Annotated in this window: 19 protein-coding genes and 2 tRNA genes; 13 read left to right on the forward strand and 8 right to left on the reverse strand. The window is 69.5% G+C overall.

Annotation, left to right across the window (positions count from 1 at the left end):
• On the forward strand, positions 1-1,199 hold a 1,199-nt coding region (locus VFZ39_RS13590; RefSeq protein WP_330866309.1), incomplete at its 5' end, for a pyridoxal phosphate-dependent aminotransferase.
• 23 nt (positions 1,200-1,222) lie between these two features.
• The gene (locus tag VFZ39_RS13595; protein WP_330866310.1) at positions 1,223-1,987 is read left to right on the forward strand and encodes a lysophospholipid acyltransferase family protein; all 765 of its coding nucleotides are present in this window, start codon (positions 1,223-1,225) and stop codon (positions 1,985-1,987) included.
• Positions 1,988-2,029: 42 nt separating this feature from the next.
• Here the strand turns inward: VFZ39_RS13595 and VFZ39_RS13600 are convergent, their stop codons facing one another.
• The 8 genes from VFZ39_RS13600 to rpmH form a co-directional block, all read right to left on the reverse strand.
• Positions 2,030-2,986, reverse strand: coding sequence for a ParB/RepB/Spo0J family partition protein (locus VFZ39_RS13600; RefSeq protein WP_330866311.1), 957 nt, complete (start codon positions 2,984-2,986; stop codon positions 2,030-2,032).
• On the reverse strand, positions 2,983-3,969 hold the full coding sequence (locus VFZ39_RS13605; protein WP_330866312.1) for a ParA family protein: 987 nt from the start codon (positions 3,967-3,969) through the stop codon (positions 2,983-2,985). Before VFZ39_RS13605 ends, VFZ39_RS13600 begins: the two co-directional genes overlap by 4 nt.
• Positions 3,970-4,160: 191 nt before the next feature.
• On the reverse strand, positions 4,161-4,778 hold the full coding sequence (rsmG, locus tag VFZ39_RS13610; protein ID WP_330866313.1) for a 16S rRNA (guanine(527)-N(7))-methyltransferase RsmG: 618 nt from the start codon (positions 4,776-4,778) through the stop codon (positions 4,161-4,163).
• Positions 4,779-4,864: 86 nt separating this feature from the next.
• Positions 4,865-5,452, reverse strand: a complete 588-nt coding sequence (locus tag VFZ39_RS13615) for a protein jag (RefSeq protein ID WP_330866314.1) — start codon at positions 5,450-5,452, stop codon at positions 4,865-4,867.
• A gap of 50 nt (positions 5,453-5,502) precedes the next feature.
• Positions 5,503-6,504, reverse strand: coding sequence for a membrane protein insertase YidC (gene yidC, locus VFZ39_RS13620; protein ID WP_330866315.1), 1,002 nt, complete (start codon positions 6,502-6,504; stop codon positions 5,503-5,505).
• Positions 6,505-6,789, reverse strand: coding sequence for a membrane protein insertion efficiency factor YidD (yidD, locus tag VFZ39_RS13625; RefSeq protein ID WP_330866316.1), 285 nt, complete (start codon positions 6,787-6,789; stop codon positions 6,505-6,507).
• Positions 6,786-7,169: a ribonuclease P protein component gene (gene rnpA / locus VFZ39_RS13630; protein ID WP_330866317.1), complete on the reverse strand. Its 384-nt coding sequence runs from the start codon at positions 7,167-7,169 to the stop codon at positions 6,786-6,788. The genes yidD and rnpA overlap by 4 nt, the downstream gene beginning before the upstream one ends.
• 21 nt (positions 7,170-7,190) lie before the next feature.
• Entirely contained in the window at positions 7,191-7,328 is a 138-nt protein-coding gene (gene rpmH / locus VFZ39_RS13635; RefSeq protein WP_330866318.1) for a 50S ribosomal protein L34, read from the reverse strand.
• A 476-nt stretch (positions 7,329-7,804) separates the two neighbouring features.
• Here rpmH and dnaA point away from each other — a divergent pair, with 476 nt between their 5' ends.
• The 11 genes from dnaA to VFZ39_RS13690 all read left to right on the forward strand — a co-directional run bounded on the left by dnaA (position 7,805) and on the right by VFZ39_RS13690 (position 19,841).
• The gene (gene dnaA, locus VFZ39_RS13640) at positions 7,805-9,265 is read left to right on the forward strand and encodes a chromosomal replication initiator protein DnaA (RefSeq protein WP_414690294.1); all 1,461 of its coding nucleotides are present in this window, start codon (positions 7,805-7,807) and stop codon (positions 9,263-9,265) included.
• A 366-nt stretch (positions 9,266-9,631) separates the two neighbouring features.
• A complete protein-coding gene (dnaN, locus tag VFZ39_RS13645) occupies positions 9,632-10,774 on the forward strand; it encodes a DNA polymerase III subunit beta (RefSeq protein WP_330866319.1) in 1,143 nt (380 codons plus the stop codon).
• Positions 10,775-11,046: 272 nt separating this feature from the next.
• The gene (gene gnd / locus VFZ39_RS13650; protein ID WP_330866320.1) at positions 11,047-12,018 is read left to right on the forward strand and encodes a phosphogluconate dehydrogenase (NAD(+)-dependent, decarboxylating); all 972 of its coding nucleotides are present in this window, start codon (positions 11,047-11,049) and stop codon (positions 12,016-12,018) included.
• A 7-nt stretch (positions 12,019-12,025) separates the two neighbouring features.
• On the forward strand, positions 12,026-13,165 hold the full coding sequence (recF, locus tag VFZ39_RS13655) for a DNA replication/repair protein RecF (RefSeq protein WP_330866321.1): 1,140 nt from the start codon (positions 12,026-12,028) through the stop codon (positions 13,163-13,165).
• A complete protein-coding gene (locus VFZ39_RS13660; RefSeq protein WP_330866322.1) occupies positions 13,158-13,691 on the forward strand; it encodes a DUF721 domain-containing protein in 534 nt (177 codons plus the stop codon). The genes recF and VFZ39_RS13660 overlap by 8 nt, the downstream gene beginning before the upstream one ends.
• A 294-nt stretch (positions 13,692-13,985) precedes the next feature.
• Positions 13,986-16,052, forward strand: a complete 2,067-nt coding sequence (gene gyrB / locus VFZ39_RS13665; RefSeq protein ID WP_330866323.1) for a DNA topoisomerase (ATP-hydrolyzing) subunit B — start codon at positions 13,986-13,988, stop codon at positions 16,050-16,052.
• Positions 16,053-16,217: 165 nt separating this feature from the next.
• Positions 16,218-18,833: a DNA gyrase subunit A gene (gene gyrA, locus VFZ39_RS13670; RefSeq protein WP_414690295.1), complete on the forward strand. Its 2,616-nt coding sequence runs from the start codon at positions 16,218-16,220 to the stop codon at positions 18,831-18,833.
• Complete coding sequence (locus VFZ39_RS13675) at positions 18,833-19,402, forward strand: DUF3566 domain-containing protein (protein WP_330866324.1); 570 nt, start codon at positions 18,833-18,835, stop codon at positions 19,400-19,402. The genes gyrA and VFZ39_RS13675 overlap by 1 nt, the downstream gene beginning before the upstream one ends.
• Positions 19,403-19,483: 81 nt before the next feature.
• Positions 19,484-19,560: transfer RNA gene (locus VFZ39_RS13680), tRNA-Ile, on the forward strand.
• A 34-nt stretch (positions 19,561-19,594) separates the two neighbouring features.
• Positions 19,595-19,729: a DLW-39 family protein gene (locus VFZ39_RS13685; protein WP_330866325.1), complete on the forward strand. Its 135-nt coding sequence runs from the start codon at positions 19,595-19,597 to the stop codon at positions 19,727-19,729.
• Positions 19,730-19,765: 36 nt separating this feature from the next.
• A tRNA-Ala gene (locus VFZ39_RS13690) sits at positions 19,766-19,841 on the forward strand.

A 19,841-nucleotide genomic window follows, 5' to 3' on the forward strand; every position in this document is an offset into this window, starting at 1 on the left:
AGAGCCGCAAGCTCCACCACGTGCGGTACGACGTACGGGGCCCGATCCTGGTGGAGGCGCAGCGGCTCGAGGCCGAGGGCCACCGGATCCTCAAGCTCAACATCGGCAACCCCGCCCCGTTCGGGTTCGAGGCGCCTGAGGCGATCGTGGCCGACATCGTCCACCACCTGCCGGACTCCCAGGGCTACAGCGACTCCCAGGGCATCTACCCGGCCCGGACCGCGGTGGCGCAGTACTACCAGCAGCGCGGGCTGCGGGACGTCGGCGTCGACGACGTCTTCATCGGCAACGGCGTGTCCGAGCTGATCTCGATGGTGCTCCAGGCGTTCGTCGACGACGGCAACGAGATCCTGGTGCCTGCCCCGGACTACCCGCTCTGGACCGGCGCGGTGACGCTGTCCGGAGGCACGCCGGTGCACTACCTGTGCGACGAGGCGAACGGGTGGAACCCCGACCTGGCCGACGTCGAGTCGAAGATCACCGAGGACACTCACGCCCTCGTCATCATCAACCCCAACAACCCCACAGGGGCCGTCTACAGCCGCGAGGTGGTCGCCGGTCTGGTCGACATCGCCCGACGACACCAGCTGGTGGTGTTCGCGGACGAGATCTACGAGAAGATCCTCTTCGACGACGCCGTCCACCACCATGCCGCCGCCGCCGCGGGCGACGACGTGCTGTGCCTGACGTTCAGCGGCCTGTCCAAGGCCTACCGCGTCTGCGGCTACCGCGCCGGCTGGGTGATGGTGTCGGGCCCCAGGGAGCTCGCCACCGACTTCCTCGAGGGCCTCACCCTGATCGCCAACATGCGGATGTGCGCCAACGTGCCCGCACAGCACGCGATCCAGACCGCGCTGGGCGGCTACCAGTCGATCGAGGAGCTGATCGTCCCCGGCGGCCGCTTCTACGAGCAGAGCATGCTCGCCGATCGGCTGCTCAACGAGATCCCCGGCGTGTCCTCGGTACGGCCGCGGGGCGCGCTCTACTGCTTCCCACGGCTCGACCCCGCCGTCTACGCCGTCGAGGACGACCAGCAGCTCGTGATCGACCTGCTGCGTGCCAAGAAGATCCTGGTCACGCACGGCACCGGGTTCAACTGGCCGCAGCCGGACCACTTCCGGATGGTGACCCTGCCCGACGTCCCAGTGCTCGAGGAGGCGATCGGCCGGATCGCGGAGTTCCTGGCCACTCGCCGCTGACCTGCGCCCCCTACGCTGTGAGCGTGCGTGACCTCACCTATCCCCCGATCATCGCGGCGGCCAGGCTCGGCTTCCGGGTGCTCGGTCAGCAGATCACCGTGTCCGGTACCGAGCACGTCCCGCGCACGGGCGGGGTGCTGATCGCGGTCAACCACATCGGCTACGTCGACTTCGTGTACGGCGGGCTGGGGGTCTTCTCGGCCGGTCGGCGAGCCCGGTTCATGGCCAAGCGCGAGCTGTTCGACCACAAGGTCACCGGGCCGCTGATGCGGTCGATGCATCACATCGAGGTCGACCGGGGGTCCGGTGTCGCGTCGTACCACACGGCAGTGGAGTACCTGCGGGCCGGCGAGTGCGTCGGCATCTTCCCCGAGGGGACCATCTCACGGGCCTTCGAGCTCAAGGAGTTCAAGTCCGGGGCCGCCCGGATCGCCGCCGAGGCGAACGTCCCGCTGCTGCCGGTGGTGCTCTGGGGGACCCAGCGGCTGATGACCAAGGACCACCCGAGGGACTTCTTCACCCGCGGCCTCCCGATCCACATCAGGGTCGGCGCGCCGCTCCACCCCCGCGGCGCGGACCCGGTGGCCGAGACTGCCGAGCTGCGGTCGGTCATGGCCACGATGCTCGACGAGGCCATCGCCGGCTACCCCGCCGACCAGCAGCCGCCCGGCAGCTGGTGGCTCCCACAACGGCTCGGCGGCAGCGCACCGAGCCTGGAGCAGGCGGCTGCCCTCGATGCCGCCGAGCAGCGCGACCGGGCCGCCCGGCGGCGCGCTTCACCCACATGACCATCTATCGCTTTGTCGACAAAGAGATAGATGGATGAAGCGCTAGATCGGCCGGTCCTGCCGGTTGCGCGGGTCCATCACGTCGACGATCCGCTGCAGGTCGGCCAGCGAGGCGAACTCGACAGTGATCTTGCCCTTCGTCTTGCCCAGGTCGACCTTGACCCGGGTGTCGAACCGGTCGCTCAACCGGTCGGCGATCTCGCTCAGGCCGGGGGCCTTCGGCTTGGAGCGCCGGGTCCGAGCCGGAGCCGTGCCGGGCTCGCCCACGGCCACGATCTCCTCCAGACCACGGACGCTGATCCCCTCGCTCACGACCCGGCCGGCGAGCCGGTCCTGGGCCGCGGGATCCTCCACCGCTAGCAGCGAGCGCGCGTGGCCGGCCGACAGGACGCCGGCGGCCACCCGGCGCTGGACCGCGGGCGAGAGCTTGAGGAGCCGGAGGGTGTTGCTGATCTGCGGACGAGACCGGCCGATCCGCCCCGCGAGCTCGTCATGGGTGCAGCCGAAGTCCTCGAGCAGCTGCTGGTAGGCGGCCGCCTCCTCCAAGGGGTTGAGCTGTGAGCGGTGCAGGTTCTCCAGCAACGCATCGCGCAGCATGGCGTCATCGCCGGTCTGCCGCACGATCGCCGGGATCGTGTCCAGTCCGGCCTGCTGGGCCGCGCGCCAGCGCCGCTCCCCCATCACGAGCTCGTAGCGACCCTCGCTGAGCGGCCGCACGACGATCGGCTGCAGCAGCCCGACCTCGCCGATCGAGGTGACCAGCTCGGCCATCGCGTCCTCGTCGAAGACCTGGCGCGGCTGGACCGGGTTCGGCGTGATGGAGTCCGGAGGCAGCTCGGTGAAGTACGAGCCACCCACCAGCTCGGGGCCGACCCCGGCTCCGGGGGTCGTGCCCGGCGCGTCCGTGGTCGTAACGTCGTCCGGCGCCTCCGGCCGGGGACCGGTCGGGATGAGGGATCCGAGCCCGCGGCCGAGTCCGCGGCGAGGCTGGGCTGTCATCGGATGGGCACTCCCTTGGTGGCGATCTCGCGGGCGGCTTCGAGGTAGCACAGAGCTCCGGGGGACCCGGGGTCGTAGCTCATCACCGTCTGCCCGTACGACGGTGCCTCGGAGACCCGGACCGACCGGGGAATGGTGGTCTTGAGGACCTGGTCACCGAAGTGTTCCCGGACCTCGTCGGCGACGCCGGAGGCGAGTCGGGTGCGCGCGTCGTACATCGTGACCAGGATGGTGGAGACGACCAGCCGGGGATTGAGGTGGGCCTTGACCATGTCCACGGTCTCCAGCAGCATGCCGAGGCCCTCGAGGGCGTAGTACTCCGCCTGGATCGGGATCAACATCTCCTCACCGGCGACCAGCGCGTTGAGGGTGAGCAGGCCGAGCGAGGGCGGGCAGTCGACCAGGACGTAGTCGAACCGCTCCTCCCCCGCCTCCTCGGCGGTCCCGACCCGCGGGTGGGCGGCGATCGCCTTCTGAAGCCGGCTCTCACGCGCCACCACGCTCACGAGCTCGATCTCTGCCCCGGCGAGATCGATCGTGGCCGGAACCACCCAGAGGTCGTCCACCTCGGGACAGCGGGTGGTCACCTCCTCCAGCGACGTTCCGTCGACGACCGCGTCGTACGTCGACGGCGTGCCGCGACGGTGCTCCACGCCGAGCGCCGTGGAGGCGTTCCCCTGCGGGTCGAGGTCGATCACCAGGACCCGCTGACCGAGCTGGGCCAGCGCCGCGGCGAGGTTCACGGTGGACGTCGTCTTGCCCACGCCACCCTTCTGGTTCGCCACGACCATCACCCGGGTGTGTTCGGGGCGGGCCAGGGTCGGGCGAGTCCGGGCGTCGAACCGAGCCCGGACCGTGACCTCGGCCTCACGGGCCAACGGCGTCGTCTCGTCACTGTTGTCGTCGCCGAGTGGGAGCTTGGTCGCCACCACATCGGCAGCGGTCCGGACGTCGAAGACGCTCGACGTTTCACGTGAAACCACGCTCTGGGCCTCCCCCGTGGACGCTGGGCCGCTGTCGTCCCGCTCGTCCTCGGCCTGTGGATAACTTGGGTCCACCTGTGGACCACTGCGCTCAGCGGGCCACCCGAGACCGGTGGAAAACTCTGGACGGTCGTCGGTGGCGGGCCATCCGAGCTGGCCCGGCTCCATGGACGGGCTCGTTGACACGAGTCTCAACCTCTCACATCTGATCCGGACCTGACCACCCGCACCACGGTGGTCGGAGGGTCGAGACAGGTCGGCGCACCGGCGCCGAGCTCGAGCACCTCTGCGGCACATCCGAGCCGTCGCAAGACCTGCGCGGCGTCCGCGACCTCGGCCGCGGCGCGCGCGCCTTTCATGGCCACCACGGCACCCCTGGGCGCCACCAGTGGGAGCGACCAGGCCAGCAGCTTCGGGAGCGGCGCGACCGCGCGGGAGGTGACGACGTCGTACCGCGCCTGCCCGTGCAGCGCCTCAGCGCGCATCCGCCGAACCTCGCAGTTCTCCAGCCCCAGCTCGGAGACGACCGCCTCGAGGTATGCGGTCCGGCGCAGCAACGGCTCAACGAGCGTCACCCGGAGGTCGGGACGAGCAATGGCGAGCACGACTCCGGGCAGGCCGGCACCGCTCCCGATGTCGCACACCGAGGCGTCGGCCGGGACCAACTCGGAGACCACCGCACAGTTGATGAGGTGGCGCTCCCACAGCCGGGGGACCTCGCGTGGCCCGATCAGGCCACGCACCGTCCCGTCCCCGGCCAGGAGTCCGGCGTACCGTTCGGCGAGGGCCAGCCGCGCTGAACCGAACACCCCCCGCGCTGACTCGGGCGCAGGGGGTGCGGCAGCGGGGGGCGCGGGAGCAGGGTCCCCCGATGTTTCACGTGAAACGTCCTCGGTCACGCCGGCAGGACCACGACGTACCGGCGCGGCTCGACGCCCTCGGACTCCGAGGTGAGTCCGGCCGCCGCGACCGCGTCATGGACGACCTTGCGCTCGAACGGCGACATCGGGTCCAGAGACACCGGCTCACCGGACTCCTTCACCCGGGCCACGACGCCGGCGGCGAGGGCGACCAGCTCGTCGCGCTTCTGCGCGCGGAAGCCCGAGATGTCGAGCATCAACCGGGAACGCTCGCCGGTCTCGCGGTAGACAGCGAGTCGGGTCAGCTCCTGCAGCGCGTCGAGCACCTCGCCGTTGCGACCGACCAGCTGACTGAGGTCGGCACCGACGATCGAGACCGACGCCCGGTCACCCTCGACGTCCATGTCGAGGTCACCGTCGAGGTCGGCGATGTCCAGCAGCTCCTCGAGGTAGTCGGCCGCGATGTCGCCCTCGTTCTCCAGCCGCTCCTGGCGACCGGGTCGGGACTCGTCGACTCCGGCCTCGGTGTCGTCCTGCACGTCGTCCTGCACGTCGTCCTGCACGTCGTCCCGCACCTCATCGGCCGCGGTGTCGATCGGGGTCTCATCGGTGTGGTTGGTCATCGGGATCCTCTGCTGCTGGGTACGTACGAAAAGGTCGGGGCGTCGATCCACTAGGTGGTCGACGGATCGGGCGGCGTCTTGCCCGGTCCCCCGCCACCACCGGACTTCTTGCGCTGCTCGCGCGACTGCCGCTTGGGCTGCTGGCGCCGAGCCGGGCGACGATCGGTCTCCGGCTCGGTGGCCGTCGTCGTACCGCCCTCGGCCGACGCCTCGGTGGCCACCGCGCCGTGCTTGGCGGCCTTGGCCGCGTCGCGCTGCTCCTTCGCGAAGAACGCCGGCGTCCCGGGAGCCGGGTTGCGCCGGATCACGTAGAACTGCTGGCCCATGGTCCACAGGTTCGAGGTCGTCCAGTAGAGGAGCACGCCGATCGGGAACGCGATTCCGCCGACGGCGAAGACCACCGGCAGGACGTAGAGCAGGAGCTTCTGCTGCTGGGCGTAGGGGCCGGTGAGGGCGTCGGCCGGCATGTTCTTGCTCATCAGCTGCCGTTGGGTCAAGAACGTGGTCGCGGTCATCGCCAGCACCAGGAAGGCCGCCAGCACGATGATGCCGACGTCGCCGTCAGCGCTGAAGAGCGTGCCCGAGAGCGGGACGCCGAAGAGCTCGGAGTTTCCGAAGTTCTTCGCGTCCTGCACGGTCAGGACACCCTTCGGCTTCCCGTCCGCCGCATTGTTGAGCACACCGAAGAGCGCGAAGAAGATCGGCATCTGCAGCAGGATCGGCAGGCACGACGCGAACGGGTTGGTGCCCGACTCGCGATAGAGCTTCATCGTCTCCTGGCCGAGCTTCTCCCGGTCGTGGCCGTACTTCTTCTGCAGCTCCTTCACCTTGGGCTGGATCAGCTGCATGTTGCGACTGGCCTTGATCTGCTTCACGAACAGCGGGATCAGCGCGGCCCGGATCACCACGGTCAGGCCGATGATCGACAGTGCCCACGACGCGCCACCGGACTCGTCGAGCCCGATCCAGGTCCAGAAGTCGTGCCACTTCATCAACACGAACGAGATCGCGTAGTAGAGCGGGTTCATGATGACGTTGAAGAAGTCGAACACTCAGGCTCCTCGGCTGGGTGTGGGCGCCGCGGTGCTGCTCGAGCGGCTGTGGTCCGCGGCCGGTGATCGCTCCGCGGCAGGAACGGGGTCGTATCCGCCGGCCGCCCAGGGGTGACAGCGGGCGAGGCGGCGCACGGCGAGCCAGCTCCCACGCACACTGCCGTGCACGGTCACCGCTTCCAGCGCGTACGCCGAGCAGGACGGATAGTACCGGCACACCTGGCCGTACAGCGGGCTGATGACTGCGCGGTAGGCCCGCAGCAGCCCGATGAGCAGGTACTTCACGAGGCCGACACCTCCCTGCCTCTCCGCCCCGACCCCGGCGCGGTCACCTGCTGGAGGCAACGGGTCAAGTCGGTGCGGAGTTCCGCGTACGTCGCGGTCGCAGCGGCCGGCAGGGCCCGCACGACGAGCGCGGCAGAACGTGGGAGCGAGTCGAGCTGCTCCCGGACCAGGTGTCGGAGTCGGCGCTGCACTCTGTTGCGGATCACGGCGTTCCCGACCGCTTTGCTCACCACGAAGCCGGCGCGTGGGACGGTGCTCGCAGGCTCGGCCTCGGTGACCAGCAGGTGCACCACGAGCGAGTCGGCTCTCGCCCGCCGTCCCCTACGGACCGCAGCACGGAAGCTCTCCGCGTCGGTCAGACGGTGCGCCGATGGCAGCACGGTGAGCGGCGGTGGGACCGCTCAGACGGCCAGGCTCTTGCGGCCCTTGCGACGGCGCGAGGCCAGGATCGACCGGCCGGCCCGGGTGCGCATGCGCAGACGGAAGCCGTGCGTCTTGTGCCGACGACGATTGTTCGGCTGGTACGTACGCTTGCTCACGAGCATCTCTTTCGTGTGGGGCTGGGGTCGCACCACCAAGGGCCGGGACGCCTGCCGTTCGGCTGGCACCGCCCGGCCATGGCGAGTACGTCCATGGACATGCGGCACCGGTCGATCACCTGGTGACCGGCCAACGGTACGCGGGGACCTCGGAGGGGGTCAAACCGGCGCCGACCACGCGTTGTGGACAATTCTCGCCGCCTGTGGAGAAACCCTTGCCGCCACTGCCCGGGACTTGTTACGTTCGCCCGGTCCGAGGTTCCCCGCCGGCCTCCGGGCGTCCCGGTCTCGATCACTGTGTGATCCAGGTCACCCCTTCCCGAATGTGGCCACTGACCTGCAGTAATGCACCATGGGGCGCCACCGGGCCGGTCTCGGAAGGCGCCTCTCCACACCGAGGGGCCGGGTGCACAGACTGTGGAGAACCCTGTGGACCGCCCACCCGTGACCGACCGCGAACTTCAGAAGGCTGCCTCGTGGAACACCCCCAGCACGACTCGCCACCACCGGACTCTGCGACCGGCGACCTGCACGCCGCCTGGCGGGGGGTGCTCGACGACCTGCAGGCCTACCAGCGGGCGTGGCTGCGCACCAGCCAACCGGTGACGGTGCACGAGAACACCGCCATCTTGTCGGTCCCCAACGAGTTCACGCGCGGCCAGCTCGAGGGAAAGCTGCGCGCCCAGATCGAGGAAGCGCTCGGCGCCGCGTTCGGCCGCGCGATGCGGATCGCGGTGACGGTGGACCCGGGCTTGGAGCCGGCACCCGACCCGCCCGACATCCACGCTGTCGATGAACCCACCAATCGACATGACGATATGTCGACACATCACTACGAGCCAGCGCGGCTCGGGGGTGAGCTCGGCTCCTCGCCGAGCGCACCGGCGATCACTCCGCAGCTCGAGACCCGCCTCAACCCCAAGTACACCTTCGAGACGTTCGTCATCGGCTCGTCCAACCGCTTCCCCCACGCTGCCGCCGTGGCGGTGTCCGAGGCGCCCGGCAAGGCGTACAACCCGCTGCTTGTGTACGGCGACTCCGGGTTGGGCAAGACCCACCTGCTCCACGCGATCGGCCACTACGTCCGCAGCCTCTACACCGGGGCCAAGGTGCGCTACGTGTCGAGCGAGGAGTTCACCAACGAGTTCATCAACGCGATCCGCGACGACCGGCAGGACCGGTTCAAGCGGCGCTACCGCGACGTCGACGTGCTGCTGATCGACGACATCCAGTTCCTGGAGGGCAAGACCCAGACGCAGGAGGAGTTCTTCCACACCTTCAACACCCTCCACAACGCCAACAAGCAGATCGTGCTGACCTCCGACCGGCCGCCCAAGCGGCTCGAGGCGCTCGAGGACCGGCTCCGCAACCGCTTCGAGTGGGGCCTCATCACCGACGTCCAGCCCCCCGACCTCGAGACCCGGATCGCCATCCTGCGCAAGAAGGCCGCCATGGACCGGCTCACAGCGCCCCCCGACGTCCTCGAGTTCATCGCGAGCAAGATCCAGACCAACATCCGCGAGCTCGAGGGTGCGCTGATCCGGGTGACGGCGTTCGCGAACCTCAATCGGCAGGAGGTCGACATGACGCTCGCCGAGATCGTGCTCAAGGACCTGATCCCCGAGGGCGGCGAGCCGGAGATCACCGCCGGCCTGATCATCGCTCAGACCGCGGCGTACTTCGGGCTGTCCATCGAGGAGCTCACCGGCCCCAGCCGCGGCCGTCACCTGGTGATGGCCCGGCAGATCGCGATGTACCTGTGCCGCGAGCTCACCGACCTGTCGCTTCCGAAGATCGGAGCCGAGTTCGGGAACCGCGACCACACGACGGTCATGTACGCCGACCGCAAGATCAACACGCTGCTCGCCGAGCGTCGCGCCGTCTTCAACCAGGTGAGCGAGCTGACGAACCGGATCAAGCTCCAGGCACGCGGGTGACCGCTCGCTCGGGGGTCACCACTGTGGACAACGTGTGAGGCACGAGGCCGGAGTTCTGCACATCGTGTGCACAACCCGTGAGTGTTGGCGTTCGCGTCGCCGGCCGTTCACAACCGGCGGCCGTTCGTGCCCGGTTCGTCCACACCCCCTGTGCGCGTCGAATCGCGGTCCTGACCTGCGAGTTCGCAGTTTGTCCACAGTTTCCACCGCTGCTACGACTCCCACGAGAACCTATCCGGGACCATCCTCGGTGGAACTCCACGAACGGCCCGCCCTGGGGAGAACTCCCGCCGCTCGGCGTCGCATGGCAGGATGCAGTCCCCGCTCCACCTTTGTCATGCACCCAGAACGGAAAGACGTCGAACCGTGAAGTTCCGTGTCGAACGCGACGTGCTCGCCGATGCCGTCGCCTGGGCTGCTCGCAGCCTCCCGGTCCGCCCGAGCGTCCCGGTGCTCGCAGGCCTGCTCATCGGGGCCAGCGACGAGGGCCTGGTGCTCTCCACCTTCGACTACGAGACCTCGGCTCGGGCGACGCTCACCGAGGCGCAGGTCTCTGACGAGGGCCAGGCGCTGGTCAGCGGCCGGCTGCTCGCCGACATCTGTCGCAGCCTCCCGGCCAAGCCGGTCGACATGGTGCTCGAGGGCCCGCGGGTCTCGCTGACCTGCGGCTCGGCGCGGTTCAGCCTCCAGACCATGCCGGTCGAGGACTACCCGACCCTGCCGGACATGCCGGCTGCGAGCGGGACCGTCCCGAGCGAGCAGTTCGCGCACGCCGTCGCCCAGGCCGTGACCGCCGCCGGCCGTGACGACATGCTGCCGGTGCTCACTGGAGTCAGGATCGAGATCGAGGGCTCGAGCATCTCGCTGCTCGCCACCGACCGGTTCCGGCTCAGCCACGTGGAGCTCGACTGGAATCCCCGCACGCCCGACGCCTCGCAGGCAGCGCTGGTCCCTGCCAAGGTCCTCGGAGACACGGCGAAGTCGCTCACCGGTGGCGGTGAGGTCACGATCGCGCTGGCAGCCTCCGGCGGCGGTGAAGGCATCATCGGGTTCGAGGGCGTCGGTCCCGGCGGCGTACGACGGACCACCACTCGGCTGCTCGACGGCGAGTTCCCGAAGGTCCGCAACCTCTTCCCGGCCGAGCACCTGACCACCGCGAAGGTCGACAAGGCGGACCTGGTCGACTCCGTCAAGCGGGTCTCCCTGGTCGCTGAACGCAACACCGCCGTCCAGCTGGCGTTCAGCGACGGACAGCTCACACTCGACGCCGGATCCGGCGACGAGGCGCAGGCCTCGGAGTCCCTCCACGCGGAGATCGACGGCGACGAGCTCACCACCGGGTTCAACCCGCAGTTCCTGCTCGACGGCCTGACGGCGATCGACGAGGCCGTGGTCGAGCTGGCCTTCACGCAGGCCTCGAAGCCGGTCGTGATGAGCGGCTCGGCCGACGAGTCGGGCAAGGACCCCGCGTTCCGCTACCTGCTGATGCCGCGACGCCTGCTCTCCTGACCCGTTCGGCACCGGCGGCAGGGCCTCACTGACGCCCGACCTCGTCCCGGTGTTGTTGGGGTGCTTGCCGTTTGTGTCCAAACGGCAAGCGGCTGCCCCGCCGTGGCCGGGGCAGCACGCCCACGCCGGTCGAGGACCAGCTGGGTCCTCGATTGGTCACAGACGACGAGTCGCGTCGGCGTGTTGCTGCCGTTTGTGTCCAAACGGCAGCGCCGCCACCGAACCAGCCACGGCAATGGCCCCCCCGAAACCCGTCAGCGTAGGTTGAGCGCATGGACATCGGGCTGGTCGGTCTCGGGAAGATGGGCGGGAACATGCGCACCCGGCTGCGCAACGCCGGACACACCGTGGTCGGCTACGACCGGAACCCCGATGTCTCCGACGTGGCCAGCCTCGAGGAGCTCGTCGGGGCGCTCCCCTCCCCCAAGGTCGTGTGGGTGATGGTGCCCGCCGGCGATCCCACCCGCGACACCGTCCGCGCGCTCGGTGAGCTGCTCGGCGAGGGCGACGTCGTCGTCGACGGCGGCAACTCGCGGTGGACCGACGACCAGGCCAACGCGGAGGCACTGGAGGGGCAGGGGGTCGGCTTCGTCGACTGTGGAGTCTCCGGCGGCGTCTGGGGTCTCGAGAACGGCTACGCCCTGATGTACGGCGGCGACGCCGACGACATCGCGAAGGTCCAGCCGGCGTTTGACGCCCTCAAGCCCGAGGGCGAGTTCGGCTCCGTGCACGCCGGCGCGGTCGGTGCCGGGCACTTCTCGAAGATGGTCCACAACGGCATCGAGTACGCCATCATGCAGGCCTACGCCGAGGGGTGGGAGCTGCTCGAGAAGGCCCAGGTCACCGAGAACGTCACCGAGGTGTTCCGCTCGTGGCGCGAGGGCACGGTGATCCGGTCCTGGCTGCTCGACCTCCTCGTGGCCGCCCTCGACGACGACCCGGGGCTGGCGGACATCCGCGGCTACGCCGAGGACTCCGGCGAGGGCCGCTGGACGGTCGAGGCCGGCATCGAGAACGCCGTCGCCACCCCTGCCATCACCGCCGCCCTCTACGCGCGGTTCGTCTCCCGCCAGGACGACTCCCCCGCGATGAAGGCGGTCGCGGCGATGCGCAACCAGTTCGGAGGCCACGCGACCCAGACCGCGGCACCGAAGGGCGGCGACGCGGGCGGTGGAACGCCGGACCAGTCGGGCGCGGCCCAGCAGGCCGGCGCCGGGTCGGGGCACGAAGGCGGAGAGAGCTAGTCCTCCGTTGCACGTCGCCCACCTGTCGCTCCACGACTTCCGCTCGTACGCCGACCTCGACGTCGCCCTCGAGCCTGGTGCGACCGCGTTCATCGGTCGCAACGGACAGGGCAAGACCAACCTCGTCGAGGCGATCGACTACCTCTCGCGGCTCGGCTCGCACCGGGTGGCGACGGACGCACCGCTGGTGCGCGCCGGTGCCGACCAGGCGGTGGTCCGGGCGGCGGTGGTCCGCGAGGGACGAAGCGCCACGCTCGAGGTGGAGCTGAACCCCGGTCGGTCCAACCGGGCCAGGGTCAACCGATCTGCGCTCCCGAAGGCTCGGGACCTGCTCGGACTCGTGCGCACCGTCGTGTTCTCACCCGAGGACCTCACCCTCGTCAAGGGCGACCCGTCGGACCGGCGCCGGTTCCTCGACGACCTGCTGGTGCTCCGCACACCCCGGCTGGCCGGTGTCCGTTCCGACTACGACCGGGTGCTCCGGCAGCGCAACTCACTGCTGAAGACCGCCGGCCTGGCACGGGGCAGCGCGCGCGACGGTGCGCTGTCGACGCTGGGGGTCTGGGACGCCCACCTCGCCCGGACCGGCGCCGAGCTGCTCGCCGCCCGGCTCTCACTCGTCGACCAGCTGCGGCCCTACGTGGGTAAGGCGTACGAGACGGTCGCCCGGGGCGCGAGCCGCGACGACGCCGAGATCGAGTACGCACCGTCGCTCGACGTGACGACGCACGACCCCGCCGAGCTCACCGACGCACTGATGGCCGAGCTGGAGCGACGGCGCTCCGACGAGCTCGACCGCGGCATCTCGCTGGTCGGCCCGCACCGAGACGAGCTCCGGCTCTCACTCGGCGACCCGGACGCCCGGCTGCCGGTCAAGGGGTACGCATCGCACGGTGAGTCCTGGTCCTTCGCACTGGCACTGCGGCTGGCGTCGTACGACCTGTTGCGCGCCGACGGCGACGATCCGATCCTGATCCTCGACGACGTCTTCGCCGAGCTCGACACGGACCGACGCCACCAGCTCGCCGACCTGGTGGCGGGGGCGGAGCAGGTGCTGGTGACCGCGGCGGTCGCGGCGGACGTGCCCGAGGCGCTCGCGGGCGTACGGTTCACGGTGGGTGAGGGAAAGGTGGTGCGGGATGGCTGACGAGCGGCCACTCGAGGACCCCCCGCCGGAGGTCCCGGCCGACGGTCTGGACCTGGCCCGGGCCCTGACGCGGGCGACCGCCCGCACCAGCCCGGCGACCCGAGCGAAGAAGCGGAGCCGCAGCCTGCCGCCGTCGCGGTCGCGGGTCAGCGGCTCCCACCCCGACGAGCGCGACCCGCAGCTGCTCGACACCACGGTCGGCCGGCTGGTCGAGGACCACGGCTGGGAGGTCGACCTCAAGGTGCACGCCGTGCTCGGCCGCTGGACCGAGCTGGTCGGCACCGACATCGGTGCCCACAGCACGCCCGAGACCTTCGCCGACGGGCGACTCGTGGTCCGCACCGACTCCACCGCGTGGGCCACGCAGCTGACACTGCTCGCGCCCCAGGTCGTACGCCGGCTCAACGACGAGCTCGGCCACGGCACGGTGCTGGCGATCGACGTCCGCGGGCCTCAGGGCCCGACGTGGAAGAAGGGCCCCCGGTCGGTCCGCGACGGCCGCGGTCCGCGCGACACCTACGGCTGAGATCAGGGCGGTCGGTGCCGGTGAATCAGGGCCGTCACCAGCCGATCCGATGTATGGGGCCCTGTCTCACCCCCTGCGAGACGCTCCGACCGCCGGTTCCGGGCCGCTGGCGGCCGATTTTCGTCCACAGATCCCCCCGCTACGGCAGGCCGCGCGTGAATGCAGCCCCGTAGGCGGCTATCATGGACATCGGGTCGCGACCTCTGAAGGCGCGACCCGATCCATGTCGAAGCGTCCCGGCCCCCAGCCGCGACGACCGTCCTCGAAGAGGTGTGTGTGACCGCCGAGCAGCCTGTGCCGACCAATCAGAAACCCACTCCCACCGGTGAGTACGACGCGTCGGCCATCCAGGTGCTCGAGGGGCTCGAGGCCGTCCGCAAGCGTCCCGGCATGTACATCGGGTCCACCGGCGAGCGCGGTCTCCACCACCTGATCTGGGAGATCGTCGACAATGCGGTCGACGAGGCGCTGGCGGGCTACTGCGACCGGATCGTGCTGACCCTGCTCACCGACGGCGGCGTCCGGGTCGAGGACAACGGGCGCGGCATCCCCACCGACACCGCACCGGGGCAGGACATCCCCGCCGTGACCATGGCGCTGACGATGCTCCACGCGGGCGGCAAGTTCGGCGGCGGCGGCTACAAGGTGTCCGGCGGTCTGCACGGCGTCGGCGTCTCGGTCGTCAACGCGCTGTCCTCACAGCTGGTCGTCGAGGTGAAGAACCGCGGTCACCTGTGGCGCCAGTCCTTCCAGCTCGGCGTACCCGACGGTGAGCTCGAGCAGGTCCGAGAGCTCGAGGAGGGCGAGGGCACCGGCACCACCGTGTCGTACTGGGCCAGCACCGACATCTTCGAGACCACGAAGTACGACCTCGAGACCATCACCACCCGGATCCGCGAGTACGCCTTCCTCAACAAGGGCCTCGAGATCGTGGTGCGCGACGAGCGCCCCTCGGCCGAGCAGGTCGCCGAGGCGGTCGAGGACGACACCGTCGCGGACTCCGTCGACCAGTCCGGCAGCGACGCGATCAAGCGCGGCGAGGGCGGCGGGATCGAGCAGGTCTTCCGGTACGAGCGGGGCTTGGTCGACTACGTCGAGCACCTCAACCGCCGCAAGGAGAAGGCCAACCCGACGGTCATCAACTTCGAGGCCGAGACGCCCGAGTCGTCCGAGAGCCACATGAGCCTCGAGGTCGCGATGCAGTGGAACGCGACGTTCACCGAGTCGGTCCACACCTTCGCCAACACCATCAACACCCACGAGGGCGGCACCCACGAGGAGGGCTTCCGGTCGGCGCTGACCACGCTGATCAACAACGCCGGCTTCGACTGGGGCCTGATGAAGAAGCAGGAGGACCGCGTCTCGGGCGACGACATCCGCGAGGGCCTGACCGCGATCATCTCGATCAAGCTCGGCGAGCCCCAGTTCGAGGGCCAGACCAAGACCAAGCTCGGCAACACCGAGGCCAAGGGCTTCGTGCAGCGGGTCGTCAACGACCAGCTCGGCGCCTGGCTCGAGCAGAACCCCGCCGAGGGCAGGGACATCGTCCGGAAGGCGCAGGCGGCGGCCAGTGCTCGGATCGCCGCCCGCAAGGCCCGTGACCTGGCGCGCTCGCGCAAGGGACTGCTCGGCGGCGGCGGCCTTCCGGGCAAGCTGTCGGACTGCCAGTCGACCAACCCCGAGGAGTGCGAGGTCTTCATCGTCGAGGGCGACTCGGCCGGCGGCTCGGCCCGGCAGGGTCGCGACCCTCGGATCCAGGCGATCCTCCCGATCCGCGGCAAGATCCTGAACGTCGAGAAGGCGCGGATCGACAAGGTGCTGGCCAACCAGGAGGTGCAGGCCATCATCTCCGCGCTCGGCACCGGCATCCACGAGGAGTTCGACCTCGACAAGCTGCGCTACCACAAGGTGGTGCTGATGGCTGACGCGGACGTCGACGGCCACCACATCAACACGCTGCTGCTCACGCTGCTGTTCCGCTTCATGCGGCCGCTGATCGAGCACGGCTACGTCTACATGGCCCAGCCGCCGCTGTACCGGATCCGCTGGAACAAGCCGGCCGAGCACGAGTTCGTCTACAGCGACGCCGAGCGCGAGGCGCTGACCCGCGACGGCCTGTCGCAGGGCAAGAAGCTGCCCAAGGAGAACCCCGTCCAGCGCTACAAGGGCCTCGGCGAGATGAACGCCGAGGAGCTGTGGGAGACGACCATGAACCCCGCCCAGCGGCTGATGCTCCAGGTCACCCTGGACGACGCCGCTCGGGCCGACGAGATCTTCTCCATCCTGATGGGCGAGGACGTCGAGCAGCGGCGGTCGTTCATCCAGCGCAATGCCAAGGACGTCAGGTTCCTCGACATCTGACACCTCGATATCTAGCGGTCTAAACCATTCCCTAGATTCGAGTAGAACCGACCAGAGAGACGAAGAGACGTGACGGAACAGATCGGGAACCTGATCGGCGGCGACGGCGGGGACGGCGGGGACGGCCCCGGCGGCCGGATCGAGCCGATCGAGCTCCAGACGTCGATGCAGCGGGCCTACATCGACTACGCGATGGCCGTGATCGTGGGCCGGGCGCTGCCCGACGTACGCGACGGCCTCAAGCCGGTGCACCGCCGGGTGCTCTACGCGATGTACGACGGCGGCTACCGCCCCGATCGCGGCTTCTCCAAGTGCAGCCGGGTCGTGGGTGACGTGATGGGTCAATACCACCCCCACGGCGACTCCGCGATCTACGACACCCTGGTCCGGCTCGCGCAGCCGTGGGTGATGCGTGCCCCGCTGATCCACGGTCAGGGCAACTTCGGATCTCCGGGCAACGACGCGGCGGCCGCCATGCGCTACACCGAGTGCCGGATGGCACCGCTGGCGCTGGAGATGGTCCGCGACATCACCGAGGACACCGTCGACTTCGGACCGAACTACGACGGCCGCTCCGAGGAGCCGGCGGTGCTGCCCGCGCGCTACCCCAACCTGCTGGTCAACGGATCGGCTGGTATCGCGGTCGGCATGGCCACCAGCATCCCCCCGCACAACCTGCGGGAGGTTGCCGAGGGTGCACGGTGGGCGCTCGAGCACCCCGAGGCCGGCCGCCAGGAGCTCCAGGACGCCCTGGTCGAGCGGATCAAGGGCCCGGACTTCCCGAACGGCGCCCTGATCGTGGGCCAGGCCGGCATCGAGCAGGCCTATCGCACCGGGCGCGGCTCGATCACGCAGCGGGCGGTGATCGAGATCGACGAGGACGCCAAGGGTCGTACCTGCCTGTCGATCACCGAGCTCCCCTACATGGTCAACCCCGACAACCTGGCGCTGAAGATCGCCGAGCTGGCCGACTCCGGCCGGGTGCAGGGGATCTCCGACGTCCGCGACGACTCCTCCGGGCGCACCGGCCAGCGGCTGGTCGTGGTCCTCAAGCGCGACGCCGTCGCCCGGGTGGTGCTCAACAACCTGCTCAAGCACACCGAGCTGCAGACCAACTTCAGTGCCAACATGCTGGCGCTGGTCGACGGCGTGCCGCGCACGCTGACGATCGACCAGTTCATCTCGAGCTGGGTCACCCACCAGATCGAGGTCATCCAGCGGCGTACCCGCTTCCGACTGGCGAAGAACGAGGCTGACGCCCACATCTGGCGTGGTCTCGTGAAGGCGCTGGACATGCTCGACGAGGTGATCGCGCTGATCCGGCGCTCACCGGATGTGGACGAGGCGCGCGACGGCCTGATCGAGCTGCTGGACATCGATGAGCTCCAGGCCCGCGCCATCCTCGACATGCAGCTGCGCCGGCTGGCAGCCCTCGAGCGGCAGAAGATCATCGACCAGTTGGCCGAGTTCGAGCGCATCATCGCGGATCTCCGCGACATCCTCGAGAAGCCTGAGCGCCAGCGCGCCATCGTCATCGAGGAGCTCGACGAGATCGTCGGGAAGTACGGCGATGACCGGCGTACCCAGATCATCCCCGCCGACGGCGACCTCTCGATGGAGGACCTGATCCCCGACGAGGAGCTGGTCGTCTCCATCACCCGGGGCGGCTACGCGAAGCGCACGCTGCGCCACCAGTACCGGATCCAGAAGCGCGGTGGCAAGGGGGTGCGCGGGGCGAGCCTGCGCGGCGACGACGTCGTCGAGCACTTCATCGCGACCACCAACCACCACTGGCTGCTGTTCTTCACCACTGCCGGCCGGGTCTACCGCACCAAGGCCTACAACCTCCCCGAGGCGTCGCGTGACGCGAAGGGCGGGCACGTCGCGGGGCTGCTCTCGTTCCAGCCGGACGAGAGCATCGCGCAGGTGCTGGCGATCCGCGACTACGAGCAGGCGCCGTACCTCGTGCTGGCCACCCGCAACGGCCTGGTGAAGAAGACCCGGTTGGGCGACTACAACAGCCCGCGTCAGGCCGGCGTCATCGCCATCAACTTCCGCGAAGACGACGACGAGCTGATCGGCGCCGAGCTGGTGAACCCGGACGACGAGATCCTGCTCGTGTCGCGCAAGGGGCAGGCGGTCCGGTTCCGTGCCGACGACGCCCAGCTGCGGCCGATGGGTCGCGCGACCTCCGGCGTGACCGGCATGAACACCGTCGACGGCGACTCCGTGCTCTCGATGTCGGTGATCCGGGCGGCGCAGGCCGCCACCGAGGACTCCGAGGAGAACGTCCAGTACGTCTTCACGATGACCGACGGCGGCTACGCCAAGCGCACCCGGATCAGCGACTACCGGCTCACCAACCGGGGCACCAAGGGCGTGAAGGCGATGACCCTCGCCAACGAGTCCCGCGGCGTCCTGGTGGGCGCGTTCATCGTCGAGGACGGCGACGAGATCCTCTCGATCACGCAGGGGGGCCAGGTCGTCCGCAGCCCGATCAATGCCGACTTCCGGCCGATGGGGCGCTCGACGCAGGGTGTGAAGTTCGTCAGTCCCAAGGGCGACGACGCGGTCGCGGTCGTGGCCAGGTCGGTCGAGGCCAGGGTCGTCGAGGGCGAGCTCGAGAACGGGGCCGAGAACGGGGCTGAGAACGGGGCCGGGGAGTCCGGGGGGTCGGTCGAGGAATCGCCCGCTGTGGCTCCGGATGCAACAATCGATGAGTCCGGCCCATCCCCTGACCCGGACGACTCCCCAGAGAAGGCAGCCCCACAGGAGGACTGATGACGGAGCGCAGTGTCGAGCGAACCGTCGAGCGGACCAGCCGAACCGGCCCGGTCCGTGACGGCGACACCGCCACCCGACCTCCGCTGACCGAGCGGATCCAGGCCAAGCTCACCAAGGCCGCGGACGAGCACCGGGCCAACGCCCAGCCGGAGTCTCGCGACGCTCAGCGGCGGGCCACCCCGAAGGGCAAGCGCGGACCGCGCCGGGCCCGGCTGAGGCTGACCCGGGTCGACCCCTGGTCGGTCATGAAGACCTCGTTCCTGCTCGCGGTCGCGTTCGGGATCGTGACCGTCGTGTCGGTCTTCATCGTGTGGAGCGTGCTCAGCGCCGCCGGCGTCTGGGAGTCGATCAACGCGACGGCCCAGGACATCCTCGGCGACGACACCGCGGGCAGCTTCGACATCACCGACTACGTCGGCACCTCGCGCGTCATGGGCTTCACCATGCTGATCGCGGTGGTCGACGTGGTGCTGCTGACGGCGATCGCGACCCTCGGCGCGTTCCTCTACAACATGGCAGCAGCGCTGCTCGGCGGCGTGGAAGTCACCCTGGCCGAGGACGCCTGAGCCGCGTTTTGTCCGGCCCTCTCGGGGTGGGGTAGTCTCGCCCGGCGGCCGGCTCGCCCTCGGTGATCTGGCACAAGCTGCGGGCCTATAGCTCAGACGGTTAGAGCGCTTCCCTGATAAGGAAGAGGTCACAGGTTCAAGTCCTGTTAGGCCCACCACCGCCTTCGCCCTGACGCGATCTGAGGAGTCACCATGAAGAAGATCATGTTCCTGCTGCTGGCCGCCGCCGGCGCCGCGTTCGCGAAGAAGAAGCTGGACGAGGGCCGCACCGAGCAGGCGCTCTGGGCCGAGGCCACCGACCACGTCGAGCCCACCGACAAGGCCTGACCGCCTCGGCACGGTCACTCACCGAGTCTTCAACCGGGGGCCTTGGCGCAATTGGTAGCGCACCTGCTTTGCAAGCAGGGGGTTAGGGGTTCGAGTCCCCTAGGCTCCACCA

The sequence above is a fragment of the Nocardioides sp. genome (assembly GCF_036374615.1).
GTDB lineage: Bacteria > Actinomycetota > Actinomycetes > Propionibacteriales > Nocardioidaceae > Nocardioides.